This window comes from Paenibacillus mesotrionivorans, from assembly GCF_046098205.1.
GTDB lineage: Bacteria > Bacillota > Bacilli > Paenibacillales > NBRC-103111 > Paenibacillus_AR > Paenibacillus_AR mesotrionivorans.
Map to the genome: position 1 here is coordinate 1 of NZ_JBJURJ010000020.1, position 20,638 is coordinate 20,638.

13 protein-coding genes are annotated in these 20,638 nt (G+C 55.8%); 10 read left to right on the forward strand and 3 right to left on the reverse strand.

What is annotated here, in order from left to right; all coding sequences use genetic code 11:
* Positions 1 to 241 precede the first annotated feature (241 nt).
* Positions 242 to 1,858: a sensor domain-containing diguanylate cyclase gene (locus ACI1P1_RS25090; RefSeq protein WP_416219227.1), complete on the reverse strand. Its 1,617-nt coding sequence runs from the start codon at positions 1,856 to 1,858 to the stop codon at positions 242 to 244.
* Positions 1,859 to 2,301: 443 nt separating this feature from the next.
* Here ACI1P1_RS25090 and ACI1P1_RS25095 point away from each other — a divergent pair, with 443 nt between their 5' ends.
* Genes ACI1P1_RS25095 through opp4C form a run of 5 tightly spaced genes read left to right on the forward strand, consistent with a single transcriptional unit; the run spans position 2,302 to position 7,832 of the window.
* On the forward strand, positions 2,302 to 3,264 hold the full coding sequence (locus ACI1P1_RS25095) for an ABC transporter ATP-binding protein (protein ID WP_416219228.1): 963 nt from the start codon (positions 2,302 to 2,304) through the stop codon (positions 3,262 to 3,264).
* A 22-nt stretch (positions 3,265 to 3,286) separates the two neighbouring features.
* On the forward strand, positions 3,287 to 4,261 hold the full coding sequence (locus ACI1P1_RS25100) for an ABC transporter ATP-binding protein (protein ID WP_416219229.1): 975 nt from the start codon (positions 3,287 to 3,289) through the stop codon (positions 4,259 to 4,261).
* A 13-nt stretch (positions 4,262 to 4,274) separates the two neighbouring features.
* Entirely contained in the window at positions 4,275 to 5,954 is a 1,680-nt protein-coding gene (locus ACI1P1_RS25105; protein ID WP_416219230.1) for a peptide-binding protein, read from the forward strand.
* Positions 5,955 to 5,972: 18 nt separating this feature from the next.
* A complete protein-coding gene (locus ACI1P1_RS25110) occupies positions 5,973 to 6,947 on the forward strand; it encodes an ABC transporter permease (protein WP_416219231.1) in 975 nt (324 codons plus the stop codon).
* 3 nt (positions 6,948 to 6,950) lie between these two features.
* Positions 6,951 to 7,832: an oligopeptide ABC transporter permease gene (gene opp4C, locus ACI1P1_RS25115; protein ID WP_416219233.1), complete on the forward strand. Its 882-nt coding sequence runs from the start codon at positions 6,951 to 6,953 to the stop codon at positions 7,830 to 7,832.
* A 147-nt stretch (positions 7,833 to 7,979) separates the two neighbouring features.
* On the opposite strand, the gene ACI1P1_RS25120 is transcribed toward opp4C, so the two are convergent.
* Positions 7,980 to 9,551 (reverse strand): ClC family H(+)/Cl(-) exchange transporter, encoded by a 1,572-nt coding sequence (locus tag ACI1P1_RS25120; protein ID WP_416219234.1) that lies wholly within the window; start codon positions 9,549 to 9,551, stop codon positions 7,980 to 7,982.
* 171 nt (positions 9,552 to 9,722) lie between these two features.
* Entirely contained in the window at positions 9,723 to 10,571 is an 849-nt protein-coding gene (locus ACI1P1_RS25125; RefSeq protein WP_416219235.1) for a hypothetical protein, read from the reverse strand.
* A gap of 206 nt (positions 10,572 to 10,777) precedes the next feature.
* On the opposite strand from ACI1P1_RS25125, the gene ACI1P1_RS25130 reads away from it, so the two are divergent.
* The 5 genes from ACI1P1_RS25130 (at position 10,778) to ACI1P1_RS25150 (ending at position 20,492) form a co-directional block, all read left to right on the forward strand.
* The gene (locus ACI1P1_RS25130; RefSeq protein WP_416219236.1) at positions 10,778 to 12,334 is read left to right on the forward strand and encodes an extracellular solute-binding protein; all 1,557 of its coding nucleotides are present in this window, start codon (positions 10,778 to 10,780) and stop codon (positions 12,332 to 12,334) included.
* An 83-nt stretch (positions 12,335 to 12,417) separates the two neighbouring features.
* Positions 12,418 to 14,814: a glycosyl hydrolase family 95 catalytic domain-containing protein gene (locus tag ACI1P1_RS25135; protein WP_416219237.1), complete on the forward strand. Its 2,397-nt coding sequence runs from the start codon at positions 12,418 to 12,420 to the stop codon at positions 14,812 to 14,814.
* On the forward strand, positions 14,807 to 17,044 hold the full coding sequence (locus tag ACI1P1_RS25140; RefSeq protein ID WP_416219239.1) for a glycosyl hydrolase family 95 catalytic domain-containing protein: 2,238 nt from the start codon (positions 14,807 to 14,809) through the stop codon (positions 17,042 to 17,044). The genes ACI1P1_RS25135 and ACI1P1_RS25140 overlap by 8 nt, the downstream gene beginning before the upstream one ends.
* Positions 17,045 to 17,064: 20 nt before the next feature.
* Complete coding sequence (locus ACI1P1_RS25145) at positions 17,065 to 19,458, forward strand: glycoside hydrolase family 95 protein (RefSeq protein WP_416219240.1); 2,394 nt, start codon at positions 17,065 to 17,067, stop codon at positions 19,456 to 19,458.
* Complete coding sequence (locus ACI1P1_RS25150; protein ID WP_416219242.1) at positions 19,455 to 20,492, forward strand: glycoside hydrolase family protein; 1,038 nt, start codon at positions 19,455 to 19,457, stop codon at positions 20,490 to 20,492. Before ACI1P1_RS25145 ends, ACI1P1_RS25150 begins: the two co-directional genes overlap by 4 nt.
* The last annotated feature ends 146 nt before the right edge of the window (positions 20,493 to 20,638 follow it).

Here is a 20,638-nt window from a genome sequence, read left to right on the forward strand (position 1 = left end):
CGTTTATTTGCTCCCGCGCCACGTGCTCCGACCCTGCTAAACCGGAGGGCTTGACAAAAACGTTCATAGCAACGAATCTGCAACACGCTATTCACCCGTTTGAACGCATTTCGGCGCCCATTCGGACAAATAGCGTGGCTACGGTTCGTTAGATTTGAAGAAGGCCCTAATTCAGCCTAATAGCAATGCAAAGGTTCGTTAGAGTTTGCCGCGCAGGAGGTCTGCAGCCTCCTGCTAGCCCCTAATGGACGGATCCCGCCACAGCTTCCTCGTCCGCCACCATGGTCCGGTTCCGGCCGCAGCTTTTGGCCCGGTAGAGGGCCGCGTCGGCTTTATCCAGCAGGGATTCCCGGTCGGTGGCATTCATGGGATAGTTAGCGATCCCTGCAGACACCGTTACTTTGCCGGGAATAGGCGGGCTGCTCTCCTCCAGAGCATGGCGGACTCTTTCGGCTATGGCATAGGCATCTCCCGGCTCCGTACCGGCTAACAGGATGACAAATTCCTCACCGCCGTAGCGGTGGCAGACATCCCCCGGACGCAGGGAGGACGAAATAACATGGGCCACATGCTTCAGCACCTCATCTCCAGTGCCGTGGCCGTAGGTGTCATTCACCAGCTTGAACTTGTCCACATCCAGGATGATCAAGGAAAATGGCAGGTAGGCCTCAATCCATTGGTTCATGGTATATTCCAGTGATCTGCGGTTCAACAGCCCGGTTAATGCATCCGTCGCCGCCTCCTGGGTCAGCTGCTCCGTTTGTTTCCGGATATTGCGCGCGGCCAGAAAAACCGCCTTCGTCAGCAGATCGGCCTCGCGGCTCAGGTGGTGTTTGACCTCCGGAAGCTTTACCGGCTCCCGGCCCATTTGGCTGACGAGATCTGCCAGTTGGGTGAAGGGCTGCGCCAGCCGCCGGGCAATCAGCACAACACCGGCCAGCAGGATCAGGAAAGGAATCAGCGAATAAGTGATCAATGTCCGGAAATGCCCGTACAACTGATGCCGGATTACCTCCACAGGTGAAACCATAACCACGCCCCATCCATTGGCTGGAATCGCGGAATACCCCGCCAGCATATCAATCCCATAGAGATTGGTGGCCTGCAGCATGCCGCTTTCTTCCCTCTTCAGCTGCTGCACCACCTTGTTGGCGCTAAGATCCACACCAATCCTCGCTTTGTCCGGATGATACAGCACATGCCCCGAGGCATCCACAATATAATAGTAGGAGCCGTAATCATCCGCCTTATTATTCCCGAATACCTCCGAAATCACGTTCTTCTCCTGAAGATACATCGAGCCGCTCAGCATGCCCAGGTACGAGCCGTCCCGGCCCCAGATAGGCTGATTCACCAGCACGATCAGCCGTTTGCTGTTGGGAGTGGTATAAGGCGCCGAAATACTGGGCTTCTGCAAAGAGAGCGCTTCCTGCACCGCTGCGGAGCTTGCCCGCTCCCCGACTTTGGTGACTCCGGCCGGATAGGCGTTCAGGATGATGCCGTTTGCTCCCACGACGATAAGAGAATTGAAGAAATTGCTGCTGTTGTACATATGCCCCAAATCATCATCTATAACCTCAGTCTTCATATTATTCAGATCTGTAAAAGCGGCGGCATTATACCGCAGACTGCTGGAAATGGACAGGAACAGAGAATCCATGGTTTTGGACATCCGTTCGGCACTGGAGAGATTGAGCCTAAGGGTAGTTTCAATAAGGGATTTCTTTTTGGAATCATATGTGCCCATCAGCAGAATCGTTGAGGTAAGGAACACCACTACAATCACCAGCCCTGAAAGAAGGGATGTCAGGCTGGGCTTTTGGCTGAGGCGGGTTCTGGTTTTTTTCCATCTAAGCAAGCTGCCAACCTCCTGGTACAAAGAACTTCTTTCGTATATAATACTACAAAATTCGGGTTAATTCGAGCATAATAGGGCCGGAAGTATCAAGAGATTGGTTGTAACGGAAGCCTCTAGATGAGATTAGGGGAAGTAAATGCTGCCAATAGATTTCTCAATCATAAATTGGACACATAGTAGGAAAGATAAGTTTATGTCATAAAATATAACATAAAGCCGAGTTGAGGGATTTGTTTTGGGAGATTAATCACATATTTCGGCTAATTCAGTAAATAAAAGTTGAATAATCAATCCAATATATGTAATTAAATAACTTTATATCCCTATAAAAGATTTTTTAGATGACAAAAATAATTGACTGATGTAATATTGTGTGAATATACCTTACATACATATAATAAAAGTTCCTTAATTATCCAAGGAATAGGCGAAGGTGATTCTCGATGTCCGAAGTGGCATTGGAAGTTAAGGCTTTAAGGACGGTGTTAAAGGATAAGGACCGGGAGCTGGCCGTTGTGGACGGAATTGATTTTCACATCGGCAAGAATGAAGTGGTTGCTCTTGTCGGAGAATCCGGTTGCGGCAAAAGCATGACCTCCTTATCCATCATGGGGCTTCTTCCTCGTATCGGTGAGGTGGAGAACGGGGAGATCCGTTTCCAGGGAAGGAATCTGCTGGAGCTTAACCGCAAGGAGATGGCCAAGATAAGGGGGCATCATCTGGCGATGATTTTTCAAGAGCCCATGACCTCCCTTAACCCGGTTCTGACCATCGGCAAGCAGCTTACAGAAGGAATCCGTCTTCATCTGAAGACTGACCGTAAGGAAGCGGAGGACAGGGCAAATCTGTGGCTGAAGAGAGTAGGCTTTCCCGAGCCGGAGAGAATCCGCAGGGAATATGCACATCGGCTGTCAGGCGGCATGCGCCAGAGAGTTATGCTGGCTATGGCCATGGCCTGTGAGCCCCAACTGCTGATTGCCGATGAGCCTACCACGGCGCTTGATGTAACGATCCAGGCCCAGGTTCTGGACCTGATGCGCAAGCTCCAGGCCGACACAGACATGTCCATGCTTTTTATTACCCATGACCTGGGGGTGGTAGCCGAGATGGCGAACCGGGTTATGGTGATGTATGCGGGTCAGATCGTAGAGGAAAGTGATGTAAGAACGCTGTTCAAGGCTCCACTTCATCCTTATACAGTCGGCTTGCTTCAATCCACGCCCAAGCTGAAGGGCACGTCCGGGCCTCTCGTTCCCATTCCCGGCACGGTTCCCCCCGCAGGACGGTTTGGGGAGGGCTGCAGGTTTGCTGACCGCTGCCGGATGTCCGCTCCCGAATGCAGTGCTGCTGTGCCTGAGTTAAGGGAAGTGGACAAGGGTCATTTTGTCCGCTGTATCCGTATATGAGAGGGAAGGAGGGCGGAATCAGATGAGCGCACCGCTGCTTCAGGTAGAAGGAGCCAAGAAGGTTTTTAAAACAGGCAGCAGGCTGAACAAAACCTACATACATGCTGTTAATGGAGTCAGCTTTACGGTTCATGCAGGTGAGACATTGGGCATCGTCGGGGAATCCGGCTGCGGCAAGTCGACAGTGGGAAGGCTTATTTTGCGTCTGACAGAATTAACCGAAGGTGAAATTCGTTATGAGGGAATGTCCTTAAGCAAGATGAAACCCAAGGAGCTCCGCAAATTCCGGCGGCAGCTTCAATGCGTATTCCAGGACCCGTATGCTTCCTTGAATCCACGGATGTCCGTGGGGAAGGCGATTGCTGAGCCTATGGTTGTCCACGACAAGATTAGCTGGAAGGAAGCCCTCAAGAAGGCGGAGGAGCTGCTGGTTACCGTCGGTCTGGGGCGGGAGGCCGCAGCATTGTACCCTCATGAATTCTCTGGGGGCCAACGCCAGCGGATTGCCATAGCAAGAGCTCTGGCCTTGAATCCGAAGCTTATTGTAGCGGATGAGGCAGTTTCGGCGCTGGATGTTTCCATTCAGGCCCAAATTGTGAATCTGCTATCGGATTTGCAGCACAGAACCAATGTGTCCTATCTGTTCATCTCCCACAACCTGAGTATCGTCCGCCATATATCAGACCGGGTGGCCGTTATGTATCTGGGCAGGATCGTGGAGCTGGCAGATAAGGATTCCTTGTATGACACGCCGCAGCATCCTTACACCCAGGCGCTTCTATCCTCTGTCCCTGAGCCGGAGGTGGATTCCGCCAGGGAACGCATTCTCTTGACGGGCGAGGTGCCCAACGCGGCCCATCCCCCCTCCGGCTGCGCATTCCACCCCCGTTGTCCCTATGTGCAGGACAGGTGCAGAGCAGAAGAACCCGTTTTGAAAGAAGTGGGCAAGGGGCATTATGCTTCCTGTCATTTCATAGAAAACCATTTATCCAATTGAAAGGGGCAATCCCATGTTTCCATTATCCGCAAGCAAAATATCCAAAGCTGCATTATCCGTCCTGTTGGCGGGGGTACTGGTTTTAAGCGCCTGCTCCTCCGACAGCAAAGAGAACAGCGACCCAAGCACATCTCCGGCAGCAAGTCCTGCCGCATCGGCTGCGGCAACGAAAGCCCCTGCTAAGGAAAAGGTGGACGGGGGAGAAATTGTCACCGCCTATTTGTCCGATCCGCAAGGCTTTATCCGCTTGTGGGCTACAACCACAACCTCCAGCGAAGTAACGGAATTGGTATTCAGCTATCTGTACAAGGTGAATGAGAATCAGGATATCGTGCCGGATCTGGCTACTGGGCTGCCTGTATTCTCAGATGACAAGCTGACTATGACGGTCAAAATCCGCAAGGACGCCAAATTCACCGACGGCACTCCGCTTACGGCGGATGATGTGGTATTCACGTACAATGTAGCCTTGAGCCCGGATTATACCGGTCCCCGGAAGGGCACCTTCTCCGAGCTGAGCAAGGTGGAAAAAACCGATGACGCAACCATTGTGTTTACCTTCAAGACCCCTTTTGCAGGCTATATTGATATTTTCCCGTACAATATTCTGCCTAAGCATCTTCTGAAGGATGTTCCGGTCAAGGAGATGGACAAGTCCGAGTTTTACAAAAAGCCTGTCGGCTCCGGTCCGTATAAGCTGGTGGAATGGAAAACCGGCCAGTACCTGACCTTTACCCGCAATGATTCCTATTATGCCGGCAAACCTGCCATAGAGAAGATTACCTCCAAGATTGTGCCGGACGCCAACGCGATGATGGCCCAGCTGCAAACCGGTGAGATTAATGTCATCGGCGTACCGGCTGACCAATTGTCCGTCATCGAGCAATATGTCAAAACCTCAGGCAAGCTTAAGCTGCAAAAAGGGATTGTGACCACCTCTTATTCCTTTATAGGCTGGAATATGACCAATCCTTTGTTCACCGATAAGAAGGTGCGCCAGGCGCTTACCATGTCCATTGACAGACAGGGCATTATCGACGGCGTAGCGGAAGGACAGGGCAAGATCATGCACGGCCAAACCGTTCCTTCCTATTGGAGCTACTCGGATAACCTGCCTAAATTCGCGTTTGATGTGGAAAAGGCCAAAAAAACCTTCGAGGAAGCCGGCTGGAAGGATACCAACGGCGATGGTGTCCTGGATAAGGACGGCAAGAAATTTGAATTCGAAATGCAGGTAAACCAAGGCAACAAGATCCGTGAAAAGGCGGTTACCGTTATCCAGCAGCAGCTGAAGAAGGTCGGGATTACCGTCAACATCCGGGTGGTAGAGGGCTCTGCTTTCACGAAGAACTTCCAGGAGAAGAAATTCGAATCCATCTACTATGCATGGAATATCACCGGCGACCCGAACCCGAAGGGACTCTGGCACTCAACTGAAATAGAACATGGCTTGAACACCGTTTCCTATAAAAATCCGGAGGTCGACAAGCTCATCGATGAGGATCTGAAGAGCTTCGACAAGAATAAGCGCAAGGAGCTGCTCGGCAAGGTGGATGCTATTCTCGCCGAGGATCAGCCGTATACCTTCCTGTACACCCCGACTACCATTATGGCTTATCCGAGCAATCTGGAAGGCTACAATCCGCTTCGCGACAGCTTGAAGGAAGTGGAGAAATGGTACTTTACCAAATAGGGAAAGAAGTGACCAGCCTTGGCCCTCTATCTATTAAAACGGGTACTTAACGCCATTCCGATCCTGATCGGAATTACGATCATCTCCTTTGTCATTATTCATCTGGCTCCGGGAGGGCCGTTGTCCCAGTATTCGGAGGATCCCACGATTAAAGCGGCCGACATCGAGAATATGACCAAGGCCTACGGCTTGGATAAACCGCTGCATACGCAGTATCTGGACTGGGTGGGAGGGATGCTGAAGGGCGACTTCGGCACCTCCTTCCAGAAATCCGAACCGGTCTCCAAGCTGGTCATGGAGCGTATTCCAACCACCCTTTTGTTTACGGTGACGAGTTTTCTCTTGTCCATTCTGATCGCTGTCCCCTTGGGCATTCTATGTGCCATCAGGGCGAACTCAAGACTGGATCAGATTATCTCCGGTTTTACCTTCGCAGGAATCGCGGTGCCCGGCTTCTGGCTGGCTCTGCTCTTGATGATGCTCTTCGCCGTTAAGCTGGGCTGGCTGCCCTCCGGCGGGCTGAAAACCATCAATGCGGATTTTAGTCTGGCGGACCGGCTGAAGCATATGATCCTGCCGGTCATTACCATGACGCTTGGAGAGGTAGCCTTATGGATTCGCCATATCCGCTCCAGCATGCTGGAGGTGATTCACCAGGATTATATGCGGACGGCCCATGCCAAGGGTCTCCCGGCCTTTATCGTTTTGTTCCGGCACGGGCTCCGCAATGCCCTGATTCCGGTGGCCACCTTGTTTGGTCTGACACTGGCCGGATTCTTTACGGGCTCGCTGATCCTGGAGAACATCTTCAGTATTCCGGGTATGGGGCGTCTGTTTATTGAGTCGGCCTTCCAGCGGGATTACCCGGTGCTGTTTGCGGTCACCACCATGGCCTCCATCCTGACAGTGGCCGGAAGCATTGTTGCGGATGTGCTGATTGCCCTTCTGGATCCAAGAATCAACCTAAGCCGGATGCAGGAAGCGGGGACATAAACGATGAATGCATCAGTAACTGAACCGCTGCCGAAGCTGGCCGCTCCCAACCGTACGGGCAGCAGAGCGTGGGGACGGTTTAAGAAGAACAGGATGGCTGTTATCAGTTTGGTGATCCTGGCGACACTGATTGTACTCGCCCTGCTGGCTCCTGTAATCGCGCCTTATGACCCGGCCGAGCAGGATCTGCTGTACCGCCTCAAGGCGCCAAGCTCGGACCATTGGTTCGGTACGGATGATCTGGGGAGGGATGTATTTACGCGGGTGCTGTACGGGGCGCGGGTATCTCTTTCAGTCGGTATTTTCTCTGTGGTCTTCAATGTGATTATCGGGGTGACAGTAGGAGCAATTGCAGGCTATTACGGGGGCAAGGTGGACAGCATTCTGATGCGGTTTGTGGATATCATGCTGGCCTTCCCGCAATTTTTCCTGCTGATTACTGTGGTTACCCTCTTGAAGCCCAGCTTATTCAATATCATTGCGGTGCTGACGGCCTTTGGCTGGATGGGGAAGGCCCGGCTTCTGCGGGGGCAGATCCTGTCTGTGAAGAACCGGGAGTATATCGATGCGGCCCGTTCCATGGGTCTGCCTGACCGTCGCATCATATTTTTCCATGTTTTTCCAAATTCGATTGCTCCTGTGATTGTTGCCGCGGCGATGAATATGGGCAGTATGATTCTAACCGAGTCCGGTCTAAGCTTCCTTGGACTGGGTATTCAGCCGCCGACGGCCAGTTGGGGGAATCTGCTGCAATCCGCACAAAGTCTGAAGATCATGGTGGAGGCGCCGTGGTACCCGGTCTTTCCCGGGATGATGATCTTCATCACCATTATGTGCTTTAATTTCCTGGGCGACGGCCTGCGCAATGCGTTTGATTCCAAGTAAGTATGATGAGGGGCGTCCGGAAGGTCAGTGAAAACTGGCTTTCTGGACAGCCCCGTTTTTGTAGAATGGTAAAAACTCAGAGGGAATAAACAAAGGGGAAACGGTGCGAAGAAATCATTTTGCGCACAATTGCTCGATTGATTTGGATTAGTTGAATCTGCCGGCAGCCTGGCCTGACAGTACAGATTCCACTTGGTTTGCTGTGTCTTCCTCGGCTAGCACCACCAGGGAGTCGCCCGATGCAATTCGGGTAGCCCCTGTGGGAATCACTTCACTGCTGCCCTTTTGGATGCCTACCACCAGGCAGCGTTCCGGCCAATGGATATCCCGGATGCGTTTGCGGTCCAAAGGGGAACCAGGATGAATGGGAATCTCCAAGAGTACCTTATGCTTTTCTTCAGCCGCGTAAGCGGGAACGCCCTTGTTGGCAAGGTACCGGTGAAGAAGCAGCTCATACACCGGTTTGGAACCCAAAGCGTCAGCCGTCACATAAGCAACCAGACAAACCACACCCATGGATAACAGGTTAGAAAATGAGCCGGTCATTTCGGTCAGCAGGATAATTCCTGTCATGGGGGCTTTCACCACTGCTGAAAAGAAGCCTGCCATAGCCAGAATGATGAAGTTGGCAGCATAGAACGATTCTGCTCCTACCGCAAATCCCCATGCTCTGGAGTAAACAAGACCCATCAAAGCTCCCAGTGCCAGCATGGGCAGGAATATCCCCCCAGGTGCTGAGGAGCCGTAGCTGATCATGGTAAACACATATTTCGCCGCCAGTATAACTGCCAAAATCAAAAGGGGCCGGTTATCCGTGAGCAGGCTGTTGACCATTTGATTGCCGCCTCCCAGTACCTGTGGAAGAACAAGACCGAAACCGCCTGCACAGAGAAACGGCAGGATCATACGTACCTGTAAGGGAAGGTTCAGGCGTTTATAGAGGTCTTGGGTTTTGCACAGGCTGGCATTAAACAGGAGGCCGGCGAGGCCCAGTATGATGCCCAATACGATTAGATGTCCATATTGATGTAAAGGAATAGCCGATATTCCACGAAAATCAAAAATGGGCTGTAAGCCGAAAAATTCCTTGGAGACCATATCCGCTACGATGGATGATGCCAAGGCGGTAATCATAACCACAGGAGAGAAGCTGTTATGCAGTTCCTCCAGCGCGAAGACGGCACCAGCAATCGGAGCATTAAAGGCAGCGGCCAAACCGGCGCTGGCCCCGCAGGTGGTCAGAAATTGTGTGGTCATCTTGGGCTTGCGAAGCAGCTTGCTAAATCCCATACCAATGGCTGAGCCAATCTGGATGGATGGGCCTTCACGTCCCAAGGAGAGACCTGCACCGATGCTTAAGGCTCCGCCTGCAAATTTGGCCAGCACGGTTTTCCACCAATTCATTGCCAGCCTTCGCTGTAATACTCCTTTGACCTGAGGAATACCGCTTCCCGATACAATGGGGTTCTGCTTAACGATCCAGCCTGTCAGCCAGCCACATAATGCCAGGACAGCAAACCAAAGGGGAATGTACAAAGGTCGTTCTCTCAGATATTCATAGACCTCCAGAGAGAACTCCAAGCTTAATTCAATGACGTAGCGGTAAAGCACTACTACAATGCCTGCTGCCAAACCGACAGCGAGTCCAAGACCAATCAGTTGGAACTTCGTTCCGTGCCAGAAGTGCAGGATAGCCTGCGAATTATTTTTTTCACTCATGGCGATCGCTCCTCATCCGGTAAGATATAAACAAAACGTTAACCAGTATACCATAATTATGAGATGAAGGAGCTTATTCCGGGTAAAGTTCGCGGTGTTGTCAAGTTTGGTAACTCTTATTCGGCAGAAGCAGCACAAAAAAAAGACCCGCCCATGGGGGCCGGTCTCCGGTCACTTCAGAATATGGGCGAAATACTGCAAATTCCGGTTAAGCAAATCCCGGTTTCCTGAAACGGAGCTTTGGATGAGGTCCTTCATTCCCTTGGTGAATGCAGCCAAATCCGAGGTATCCGCGCTTTCAAAACGGTTGTCATGCTTGGTGTTTTTCAGACTGGCCGCCAAATCTTTCTCTTCCTTCAGGTAGGTTTCCGTCCAATCCGTATGCTGCGGCACACGCTTGGCAAACCCGATCAGGATGCTGCCCCAATCCCCGCCGCCCGTTATCGCTTCTTGCAGCTTGGTATAGGTGTCCGGCTCAAACCGCTTCAGCAGGTCACCGGCGCTGACATAATCCTCCGGTGCGCCGGCAGGCCTGTCGGCAGGTGTGGTGTAGGAAGCTTGGCCTGTCGCAGGGTCAACAGTTCTGGTTTTGGCAATGGCGGCAATTTGGTTCATGGTGTCCATAAATTGGCTGCTTTCCTCACCGTTCATATAATGGTCGGCAATATATTGCGCCTGGGCCAAACCCGCCTCCAGCAGAGCCGCCCGGTCCTCCTCTTTCGAAACTGTACCATCGGGCATAAAATTGGATTCGATGATGGTATATACGGCCTTGCCCACCTTCGGGTCCTTATCTGCCAACAACCCGGTCAGGCTGCCGTTGATCTCCGCCGTACCGTAATACTTGGCCGGCTCATGGGTTATGGCATCCGCTGCCAATTGCCTGCCCTCGGGGCTGATGCTCACTGTATCATTGGGCAACCCAACCAACTGGCCCTTCGATTGGCCGGCTTCCTGGGATTGCTTGTTGAAATGGTACAGCTTCGGTATGGAAAACGGGGGGCTGTTTGTGATTTCCAAGATGGTTCCTCCTTTCAAATTGACCTTTCCCTTTATTATTATCGGAAATTTTTCCAGATTTTTAAGTCCTTGCACAAACAGGTGGGGAATCGAAAACAAACACAACCGATGCATAAGAAAATACATACCCGCCTCTATGCCGCGGGGGTACAATGGGCATACAGCCAATCCTTTTGGTTCAACTTACAAGTAAAAGGGGAGTCAGTATGAAAAAAGCGCTTCATTTGTCATTGGTTTGCGCCTTGGCGTTGGGCGTTGTCGCAGGTTGCGGGAACACTCAGGAGAGTGCCGCCGGCAGCAGCACCAAGCCTAACGAGAAGCTGAAGTTCAGCATGTCCATGGCGACTAGCGGCAACAAACATGCGGAAAAATCCACCGATATCAACAAGGAAAAGTGGGTTCTGAAGCTGGAGGAGCTGACCAACACCGATATTGATTTCAATATGATTCCGCTGAAGGATTTCGACCAGAAGATGTCCCTGATGTTCGCCTCCAACGAAATTCCCGATGTGGTGCAGAATGTGGGCGGCGCCACTACCAAGGGGATGTCCGGCTCTGTGGAAGCGGGGGTATTTATGCCCCTGGACGATCTCTTGAAGCAATATGCTCCCACCATCATGAAGCAGATTCCCAAGGAAGCCTGGCAGGAAACCAGCTACAACGGCAAAATTTACGGCATTCCGTCCTGGTTGTCCAACCCGTCCCGACGGGCGTTGTTTATCCGCACGGATCTGCTGGAGAAAACCGGTCTTCCGGCTCCCAAAACTGTGGATGAGTTCATGAATGTGATGCGGGCCATGAAGAAAAACGGCGTGGAGCACCCGTACCAAATGCGGGAGAACTTCAAATACGCCGACACCCTGCTGGGTTCCTTCGACGTGCTGCCCTCCCAGTTCGAAATCAAGGACGAGCAGGTGGTGCCCAAGTTTTTTGATGTGGAGAATATGACCAAGGCGCTTCAGACCTTCAAGGCAATGTTCGACGAAGGGCTGATCCCGAAGGACTTCGCCTCCATCAGCTCTACGGATTACGGCAAGAACATCGAATCCGGCAAAGCCGGCATGTGGTCGGGCAACGCCCAGAACCTGGGCACCTACCGCAGCAAGCTGAAAAGCGCCCTGCCCGCATCCAAGGTGGATATTGTTTCTTCGCCGAAGGGGCCTGAGAATACCGGCGGACACCTCCTGTATTCCAGCATCAATACGTCCTACTACATCAACAGCAAGGTATCCAAGGACAAGGCCATTCAAATTATCAAGTTCTTCGAATGGATGACTACTCCGGAAGCGGAAACTTATTTCTCCTTCGGCATTGAAGGCGAAACCTATACCAAGGAAAACGGCCAGATCAAATTCACCGTCCCTACAGACCCGGATGCATTAAACGAAGACACCTTCCGCGGCATGTTCTGGTTCATCCATGACGTGGTGTACAACAAATCCCGGGAAGAGCTGACCCAGGACGGACGGGATATGATTTCCTTTATGGACAAGGTTGTGTCTGCAGAGGGCTTGGGCAGCGTACGCTTCGTGCCGGCGCTGGATTCCTTCTCCAAGTACCCGGACCTGGCTCCGCAAGCGGATGATGTGGGACCGAAGCTGGTTATCGACCATATGGTCAAAATGATTTACGGCAAGGAGCCGATCTCCGACTGGCCGAAGGTTATTGAGGAGTACAAGAACAAAGGCGGCAACGAGATTCTCAAGGAAGCCACCGCCCGCTACAAAAGCGGCAACGGCGCCATTGTAAGCAAAAACAGATAAGGGTTCCCCAGATGAGGTATTTGTCCGCCCAAAGCGGGCAGATACTTCTCCTGTTTTATGACCCTTATGGGGGAGGCGGAACGGTGAAGAATACCATAATCATGAACTATCCGGCGTCCTGGTGGCGGGGCCGCTGGCGGGATGCCCTTCCCGCAGGCAACGGCAGGATTGGGGCTTCCGTATACGGCGGTGTCCATGAGGAAACGGTGCTGCTGAACCACGGGGAGCTGTGGTGGAACGGCCGGACCCCGCCGCTGCCGGATGTTAGTGCCAAGCTTGACGAAACCCGGAGGCTGCTTCTCGCCGGGGAAACCTGCAGAGCGGACCGGGTGCTGGCCGACGCCCTGGCAGAGGAGGGGTACGAGCCGAGAATGTCCGCGCCTCTTCCCGTGGGAGATTTGAAGCTGTTTATGCCCCAATCCGCCGCGTTTCAGGATTACAGCCGCCGGCTCCATATGGACACCGGCGAAATATCCGTTGACTGGACAGACGGGCAGACCCGTTATGCGCGCAGGCTGTTTGTGTCTCGGACAGCGGATGCCATTGTTTACGAGCTTAACCGGGCAGGGCCGGCTTCCATCACCGCACAGATCCGCCTCCAGCTCCATGACCGGCAGGACTTCCGCAAGCCCGTTGCCGCTTGGCCCGTTGCCGAGGAGCTGCAGATAACAGATAACCGGCTGTTCTATGCGGCGCAGAAGCCGGAGGGCGGCGATTTCGGCGCGGTGGCCAAGGTGGTCTGCCGCAGCGGGAGCATCAGGCCGGCAGCGGATGGGTTGGTTATGGAAGAAGCGGATTCCGTGCTGATTCTGGTCAAGCTGTTTGCTTCCGGCGGACGGGAGGAGATGTGGGGGAAGCTTGCGGAGGAGCTGGACCGGCTGCCGGAGTCCTATGAGGAACTGCTTGTCCCCCATAAGAACGAGCACGGGCGGTTGTTTCATGCCATGGAGTTTGATCTGAACGCGGAAGGCAGAGAACTGTCCGCCGAACAGCTGTTGATGCAGGCATACCGGGGGCAGGCGCCTGACGCTCTCATGGAGAAAATGTGGGCCTTCGGCCGTTACCTGCTGGTGTCCGCCACCCGGGCGGAGGGCCAGCCCTGTCATCTGTATGGCCTGTGGTGCGGGGAATATGACGGACTGTGGGCTTTTCATATGGTCAACGAAAATCTGCAGATGATGTATTGGCAGGCCTTGTCCGGGAATATGCCGGAGCTTCTTTTGGCCGTATTCGGCTATATGGAGGAGCTGCTGGAGGATTTCCGGATCAACGCCAGACAGCTGTTTGGCTGCAGGGGAATCTACATTCCCGCCCCCACCGCTCCCGGCTCCGGGCTGCTGAAGCACAAGCATCCCCATATCCTTCACTGGACAGGGGGAGCGGGCTGGATCAGCCAGCATTATTACGACTATTACCTGCATACGGGGGACATGGAATTTCTGCGGAACCGCGCATTGCCCTTTATGCGGGAGGCGGCGCTTTTTTATGAGGATTTTTTCACTTTGGGAGAGGACGGGTATTGGGTCAGCGCACCCTCCAACTCGCCGGAGAACACACCCGGCAACTATTGGCAGGGGCCCGGCCATTCCATGGAAACCACCGTCAATGCCACTATGGATTTTGCCATCGCCCGGGAGCTGTTCACCAACCTGGCGGAGGGGGCTGCCGCAGCCGGATGTTACGGGGAGGAGCTTCCCCGCTGGAGGGCGTTTCTGGAGCGGATTCCCCCTTATCAGCTGAATGAGGACGGAGCGGTCAGGGAGTGGATGCATCCCGGCTTCCTGGATAATTACCACCACCGGCACCAGTCCCACTTGTATCCGGTTTTCCCGGGTACCGAGGTCGCCCGCAGCGGACAGCCGGAGCTATTCGGAGGTTTTGTGAAGGCGGTGGAAAAGCGCCTGGTGCTTGGGCTGAAGGAGCAGTCCGGCTGGTCCTTGGCCCATATGGCCAACAATTACGCACGGATGGGCCAAGGGGACGAAGCGCTGGAATGTCTGGACATTCTGAGCCGCTCCTGTGTGCTGCCCAACCTGTTCACCCTTCATAACGATTGGCGGGGAATGGGCATTGGCGTGGATATGGAATGGGCCCCGGTGCAGCTGGACGCCAATATGGGCTGGTCCTCCGCCGTGCATGAGATGCTGCTGTTCTCCAAACCGGGAGAGCTGCATATTCTTCCGGCGCTGCCATCCCGGTGGCGCAGGGGCAAGGCAGGACCTCTCCTGGCCCGGGGCGGTGTGGAATGTTCGTTATCCTGGGATACGGAGGCAGGACGGATGGAGCTGGAGCTGCGCTCCCGTCAGGGAGGGCAACAAATAGAGCTCCATCTTCCTCCAACAGCTGCGGCTGTGCCCGGATATACTCTGGGTGCGAAGGGTGTGGTCTCCAAGGTGGCGGTAGGAGAGGCTCCGCTGCGTCTGGAGATCCGGTTGGACAGCGAATCAACAGGTCAGGCAGGGAGGCATCAACATGGATAAGCTGGAACGGATGCTGGAGAGAATCGGCCGGGAGGCGGAGGTGACCATCCGGGAAAAGGATTGGGAGGCCCGCACCGGCATCTTCACCCGGCCCCCGGAGCGTATTCCCACACCCAAGTGGACGGATGCTCCATTATTGGGCAATGGCGATATGGGCGTGGCCATTGGCGGCGGGGCGGAGGAGCAGACCTTTTACATCGGGAAAAGCGACTTTTGGGTCCTGCCCTGGCTGGGCGAAACCAAGAAGCAGCGGGAGGAGCGGCTGTTAGCGGACAACGGCAGAAGAACCGGGGCGCGGATCATCACCGTAGGCCAGGTAGCCCTGCTGATGCCGGAGCTGGAGGGGGCGGAGTACCGCCAGGAGCAGGATATTCTGCATGCCGAGGTGCGGGGCAGCTTCTCCTCGGATCGGACTGAAGCCGCATTATGCTCCTGGACGGCGGCGGAGGCCAATCTTCTGGTTACAGAGGTGGAATGTCTCAGGGGCGAGCTGAATCTGACGGTGCGCCTGCATGCCGGGGAAAAGGATACGGATGAGGTGTTCAGCTACGATAACGGAGCAGAACCCGAGTTGATGTGGTTCCGTTATGCCTCCACCCCCGGCAATCTCCCGCAGACACGGCGGGTAGCGGCGGCTGTTGGGCTGGCCGGCGGCGAACCGGTGTACCGGTGGCGCTTCCAGAATGTGGAGGCGGCAGTACGGCTGCACGCGGGGGAGCGGGTGACGGTGGTAACGGCGGTGGTCAGCAGCCGGGGAATACCGGATTATGATGATGAGGCCCGGCGTCTGGTGCTGGCCCATACAACGCAGAAGCGGGCTCTGGCGGAGCTAAAGGAATCCCACCGCCGCTGGTGGAGGGACTACTGGGCGGCATCGGCTGTCCGGATCGGGGACCCCGTACTGGAAAAGTTCTATTACGGCTCCTATTACATTCTCGGCTCCTGCATGAGAGGCGGGAAGAACCAGCCGGGGCTGTTCGGCCACTGGATCACCACGGACCGTCCCGGCTGGACCGGGTCCTACACCATGAATTATAACTACGAAGCCCCGTACTGGGGACTCTACGCCGGCAACCGGATTGCATTGGCTGAGGACTACTGCCAGCCTCTGCTGGATTTTCTCCCTTGGGGAAAAATCTTCGCCCGGGAAAAGCTGGGCTGCCGGGGCATCTATATGCCGGTGGAGCTGGGGCCGGAGGGGCTGATCTGCTCTATGTTCTTCCACGGCCAGAAGTCCAATGCCTCCTTCGCCGCCGTCAATCTGTTGATGCATATCCGGTATACCCGGGACCTGGATTATGCCCGTAAGGTATACCCGTATCTGAGCGAGGCGGCGGCCTTCTGGGAGGACTATTTGGTTCATGAAGACGGCCGTTACGTAATTTATAATGATGATATACACGAACGCTCCATGGACAAAAAGAACCCCATCCTGTCTCTGGGCTTCGTCCGGATGCTCCTGGAGGCGCTGCTGGAGCTTAGCGTAGAACTGGACATGGACAAGGAGAAACGCGGTACATGGAAGCGTATTCTGGAGAATCTGATCCCTTACCCGGTTATGGAATGCAACGGCCGCAGGGTGTTCCGTCTGACGGAGGAGGGTATGGACTGGAACGACCGGAATTCCCTGGCGGTCCAGCATGTGTATCCGGCCGGGATGATCGGGCTGGACAGCGAACCGGAGCTGTTGGCCACCGCTTGGGACACCATTGACGAGATGCAGCGCTGGAGCGATTTCAACGCATTCCCCACCTATTATGCCGCCGCCGCCCGGGTGGGTTATAAGCCGGAGGTGCTGCTGGAGCGGCTGCGGCTGGAATGCGAGGCCAGTGGCTTGCCCAATCTGTCCCTGCATCATGGCGGCGGAGGGATCGAGGATGCATCCGCCGTCCCCGTGGCGCTGCAGGAGATGCTCTTGCAGAGCAGGGGCGGGGTTGTTCGCCTGTTTCCCGCATGGCCCAAGGACCGGCCGGCAAGCTTCTGCCGTCTGCGGGCGGAGGGGGCGTTTATCATCAGCGCCAGCCTGGCTGGCGGCGAAGTGGAATATGCGGTCATTGACAGCGAGCAGGGCGGAACGCTGACGATGGTTAATCCCTGGGGGAATGCGGGGGCAGTGGTGTGTCGCTGCGGACGGATGGCCAGGGATGGGGAAGTCGCCGGGGAACGTATGACCCTGGCTATGGAGAAGGGGGAGCGACTGTTTCTGCTGCCCCCGGGAGACTGGGAGTAACTGGAGGGAGGAAGATGGGAATGGAAACAATGGTTAACAAACGGCTGCGGCTGTGGTACGACAAACCGGCCTCCTCGTGGGAGGAGGCGCTGCCCATCGGCAACGGGCGGCTGGGGGGAATGGTGTTCGGTTCGCCTTTTCAGGATAAAATCCAGCTCAATGAGGATACCCTCTGGTACGGGGGGCCGCTGGAGGCGGACAGTCCCGCTGCGCTGGAGCAGGTAGGGGAAATCCGCCGGCTCCTCATGGAGGGCCGCCAGCGGGAGGCGGAGCATCTGGCCCGGATGGCCATGATGTCCGCACCCAAATATATGAAGCCTTATGTGCCCTTGGGCGAGCTGCTGCTTTGGTTCCTGGAGCCCGGTCCCCAAGCGGACAGGGAATATCAACGGGAGCTGGATCTGGAAACAGCGGTGTCCTCCATCCGTTTCCGCTCAGGCGGACACCTGCACTGCCGGGAGTATTTTGCCAGCGCGGCAGGGCAGGTGATGGTGGTCCGGCTGACGGATGAAAGCCCGCAGGGCATGACCTTCAGCGCCAATCTCATGCGCAGGCCCTACGACGGCGGCTCCGCTGCCGCAGGGGTTGATACCATCCTGATGACCGGGGACGGAGGGAAGGACGGCATCTCCTTCGCCTGTGCCGTGAAGGCAGTGCCGGAAGGCGGCCGGGCAAGGGTTGTAGCTGATTGCATCTCTATAGAGAAGGCCCGGGCGGTTACCCTGTATATTGCCGCAGAGTCTACCTTCTGTTCGGCTGATCCGGCGGAGGTATGTCTGGCGCGGGTTGCGGAGGCGGCGGACAAGGGATATACCCGGGTGCGGGAGGAGCATGTGGCGGAATACCGGGAGAAGTTCGGACGTGTGACCCTGCGGCTGGAGGACAGCAGTTTAGCGGTGAAGGGCGCAGCGCCTCAAGGAGAAACGGAGGAACGGCCCGAGCAGCTGCCTACCGGCCGGAGATTGGCCTTGGCCGCAAGCGGGGTGGAGGATAACGGGCTGGATGAGCTTTTTTTCCAGTACGGGCGTTATCTGCTCATCTCCTGCTCCCGTCCCGGCAGCCAGGCCGCCAACCTGCAGGGCATCTGGAATGACAGCTTCACTCCGCCCTGGGAGTCCAAATATACCATCAACGTGAATACGCAGATGAATTATTGGCCTGCGGAAACCTGCGGGCTGGCAGATTGCCATGAGCCGCTGTTCCGTCTCATCGAGCGGATGCTCCCGGCCGGAAGGAAAACGGCGGAGACCGTTTATGGCTGCCGGGGCTTCGTAGCCCACCACAACACGAATCTGTGGGGCGATACCATGGTGGAGGGCATCCGGGTCACCTGCTCCATCTGGCCCATGGGGGCGGCATGGCTTTGCCTGCATCTGTGGGAGCATTACCGCTTCGGGCTGGACCTGGTCTTCCTCGCGGAGCGGGCTTATCCGATCATGAAGGAAGCGGCAGAGTTCCTGTTGGATTATATGGTGGAGGATCAGGAGGGGCGGCTGGTTACAGGCCCGTCCGTCTCCCCGGAGAATTCATTTCTTCTAGAGGATGGGGTCAAAGGAACCCTGTGTATGGGCCCGTCCATGGATCTGCAGATTGTCCGCACCCTGTACGTCGCCTGTATGGAGGCGGAGAAGGCGCTTCAGATGGAGGTCGGCCTGACGCCCAGGCTGGAGGAGGCCTTGGCACGTATACCGGGTCCGAAGATCGGACGGCGCGGCCAGATTATGGAGTGGCTGGAGGATTATGAGGAGGCGGAGCCGGGCCACCGGCATATCTCCCAGCTGTTCGGCTTGTATCCGGGCGAGCTCCTGGATAAGCGCCAAACCCCGGAGCTGGTGGAGGCCGCACGGAAAACCATCGAAGGGCGGCTTGCGGCAGGGGGAGGCCATACCGGCTGGAGCCGGGCCTGGATTATCGGATTCCAGGCCCGGATGGGAGACGGCGGTGAAGCCTACCGGCACTTCCGCAAGCTGCTGGGCACCTCCACCTATCCCAATCTGCTGGACTGCCATCCCCCGTTCCAGATTGACGGGAACTTCGGCGGCACCGCAGCTGTGGCCGAGATGCTGCTCCAGTCCCACAGCGGTGTCCTGGAGCTGCTTCCGGCACTGCCGACCGCTTGGCAGGGAGGGCGGATTACCGGCCTGCGGGCCCGGGGGGCTTATACGGTAGATATGGAATGGAGGCAAGCTCGTCTCCAGCAGGCCGTGATCCGGGCCGGGTGCGCCGGAGAGTGCCGGGTTGTATCTGTGCAGTCCTTACGGGTACTTGACCAAGGCGGCAGCCCCATCGCCTCAAGGTATGAAGGGGACATGCTCTGTTTTGCGGCGGAGGCCGGCGGAGTGTATACACTTGTAGCGGCGGAGATGGGGGCAGCTCCGCAGACTGCTTTTAACCGGAAGGAGGCAGAAGCATGAAGGGCGCTTTGTTGAACAATCTGTCCGGGCGCCTGCTGCCCGCTCCCCGGAACGGGGGCTTCCATCTGGAGGATTATTGGGTATGGTGCGGATCTGCGGTCCGGGGAGAGGATGGCCGGTTTCATCTGTTTGCCTCCCGCTGGCCCAAGTGGCTGCCCATGCATCCCGGCTGGCTCATCGGCTCGGAGATTGTCCGCGCTTCCGCTGACCGGCCCGAAGGGCCTTATGTGATGGAGGAGGTGGTGCTGCAGTCCCGGGGAGCGGAATACTGGGACGGGCGCTCCACCCATAATCCCCACATCGTCAAACATGGGGACACATATATCCTCTATTATATGGGCACCACCCATCCTCTGGCGGAGCCCCTGCCCGGGGAGGAGCTGACGCTGGAGGACCCCCGTGTCATTGTGGCCAGAGCCAACAAGCGGGTAGGCATCGCCGTATCCAAAAGCGTGTCCGGGCCCTGGGAGCGGATGGACGCGCCGATTCTGCCGGTCCGTCCCGGACGCTTTGACAGCTTCCTCACCTCCAACCCGGCGCCGTGTATCCGCGAAGACGGCTCCGTGCTGCTAATCTACAAGGCTAGGCGTTATGAGGGGGTGGCCCATGGGAAGATGACCATCGGCGTTGCTTGTGCGGACCATTATAATGGGCCGTATCGGGTGCTCTCGGAGGAACCCGTGTTTCCGCCGGAATTCCATATTGAGGACCCGTTTATCCGGTTTACCGGTCAGGGTTATGAGCTTATCGCCAAGGATATGGAGGGCAGCCTGTGCGGTGAAAAACACGGGGGGATCCACGCTGTGTCTCCGGATGGGCTGCAATGGCAGCTGTCCGCATCGCCCAAGTCCTATTCCCGCACCATCCGCTGGGATGACGGCACGGAGCAGACTATGGGAAGTCTGGAGCGCCCCTTCATTCTGTTTCAGGATGGGCGTCCCACCCATCTGTTCGCAGCGGTTGCCGACGGTCCGGGGGGCTTCCGCCAGGCTGCCCGGACCTGGAACCAGGTGATTCCCATTGCTGAGGAATAGCCCATCTCTAACCCGCAGAGGCGAATCATAAAAAAACACAAGCCGCCCCCGGTTTTCCCCATGTAAACGGCTCTAACGCCGGCTTATGATGGAGTAGGGCGGCTTTAAGGCAATTGCCCATTGCGCCTGTACCATGTACACTCGAG

Bases quoted from the DNA above. Each gene is read 5' to 3' on its own strand.
- opp4C (WP_416219233.1), top strand. From the start codon at position 6,951: ATGAATGCATCAGTAACTGAACCGCTGCCGAAGCTGGCCGCTCCCAAC.
- ACI1P1_RS25140 (WP_416219239.1), top strand. From the start codon at position 14,807: ATGGATAAGCTGGAACGGATGCTGGAGAGAATCGGCCGGGAGGCGGAG.
- ACI1P1_RS25130 (WP_416219236.1), top strand. From the start codon at position 10,778: ATGAAAAAAGCGCTTCATTTGTCATTGGTTTGCGCCTTGGCGTTGGGC.
- ACI1P1_RS25145 (WP_416219240.1), top strand. From the start codon at position 17,065: ATGGAAACAATGGTTAACAAACGGCTGCGGCTGTGGTACGACAAACCG.
- ACI1P1_RS25100 (WP_416219229.1), top strand. From the start codon at position 3,287: ATGAGCGCACCGCTGCTTCAGGTAGAAGGAGCCAAGAAGGTTTTTAAA.
- ACI1P1_RS25150 (WP_416219242.1), top strand. From the start codon at position 19,455: ATGAAGGGCGCTTTGTTGAACAATCTGTCCGGGCGCCTGCTGCCCGCT.
- ACI1P1_RS25105 (WP_416219230.1), top strand. From the start codon at position 4,275: ATGTTTCCATTATCCGCAAGCAAAATATCCAAAGCTGCATTATCCGTC.
- ACI1P1_RS25120 (WP_416219234.1), bottom strand. From the start codon at position 9,551: ATGAGTGAAAAAAATAATTCGCAGGCTATCCTGCACTTCTGGCACGGA.
- ACI1P1_RS25095 (WP_416219228.1), top strand. From the start codon at position 2,302: ATGTCCGAAGTGGCATTGGAAGTTAAGGCTTTAAGGACGGTGTTAAAG.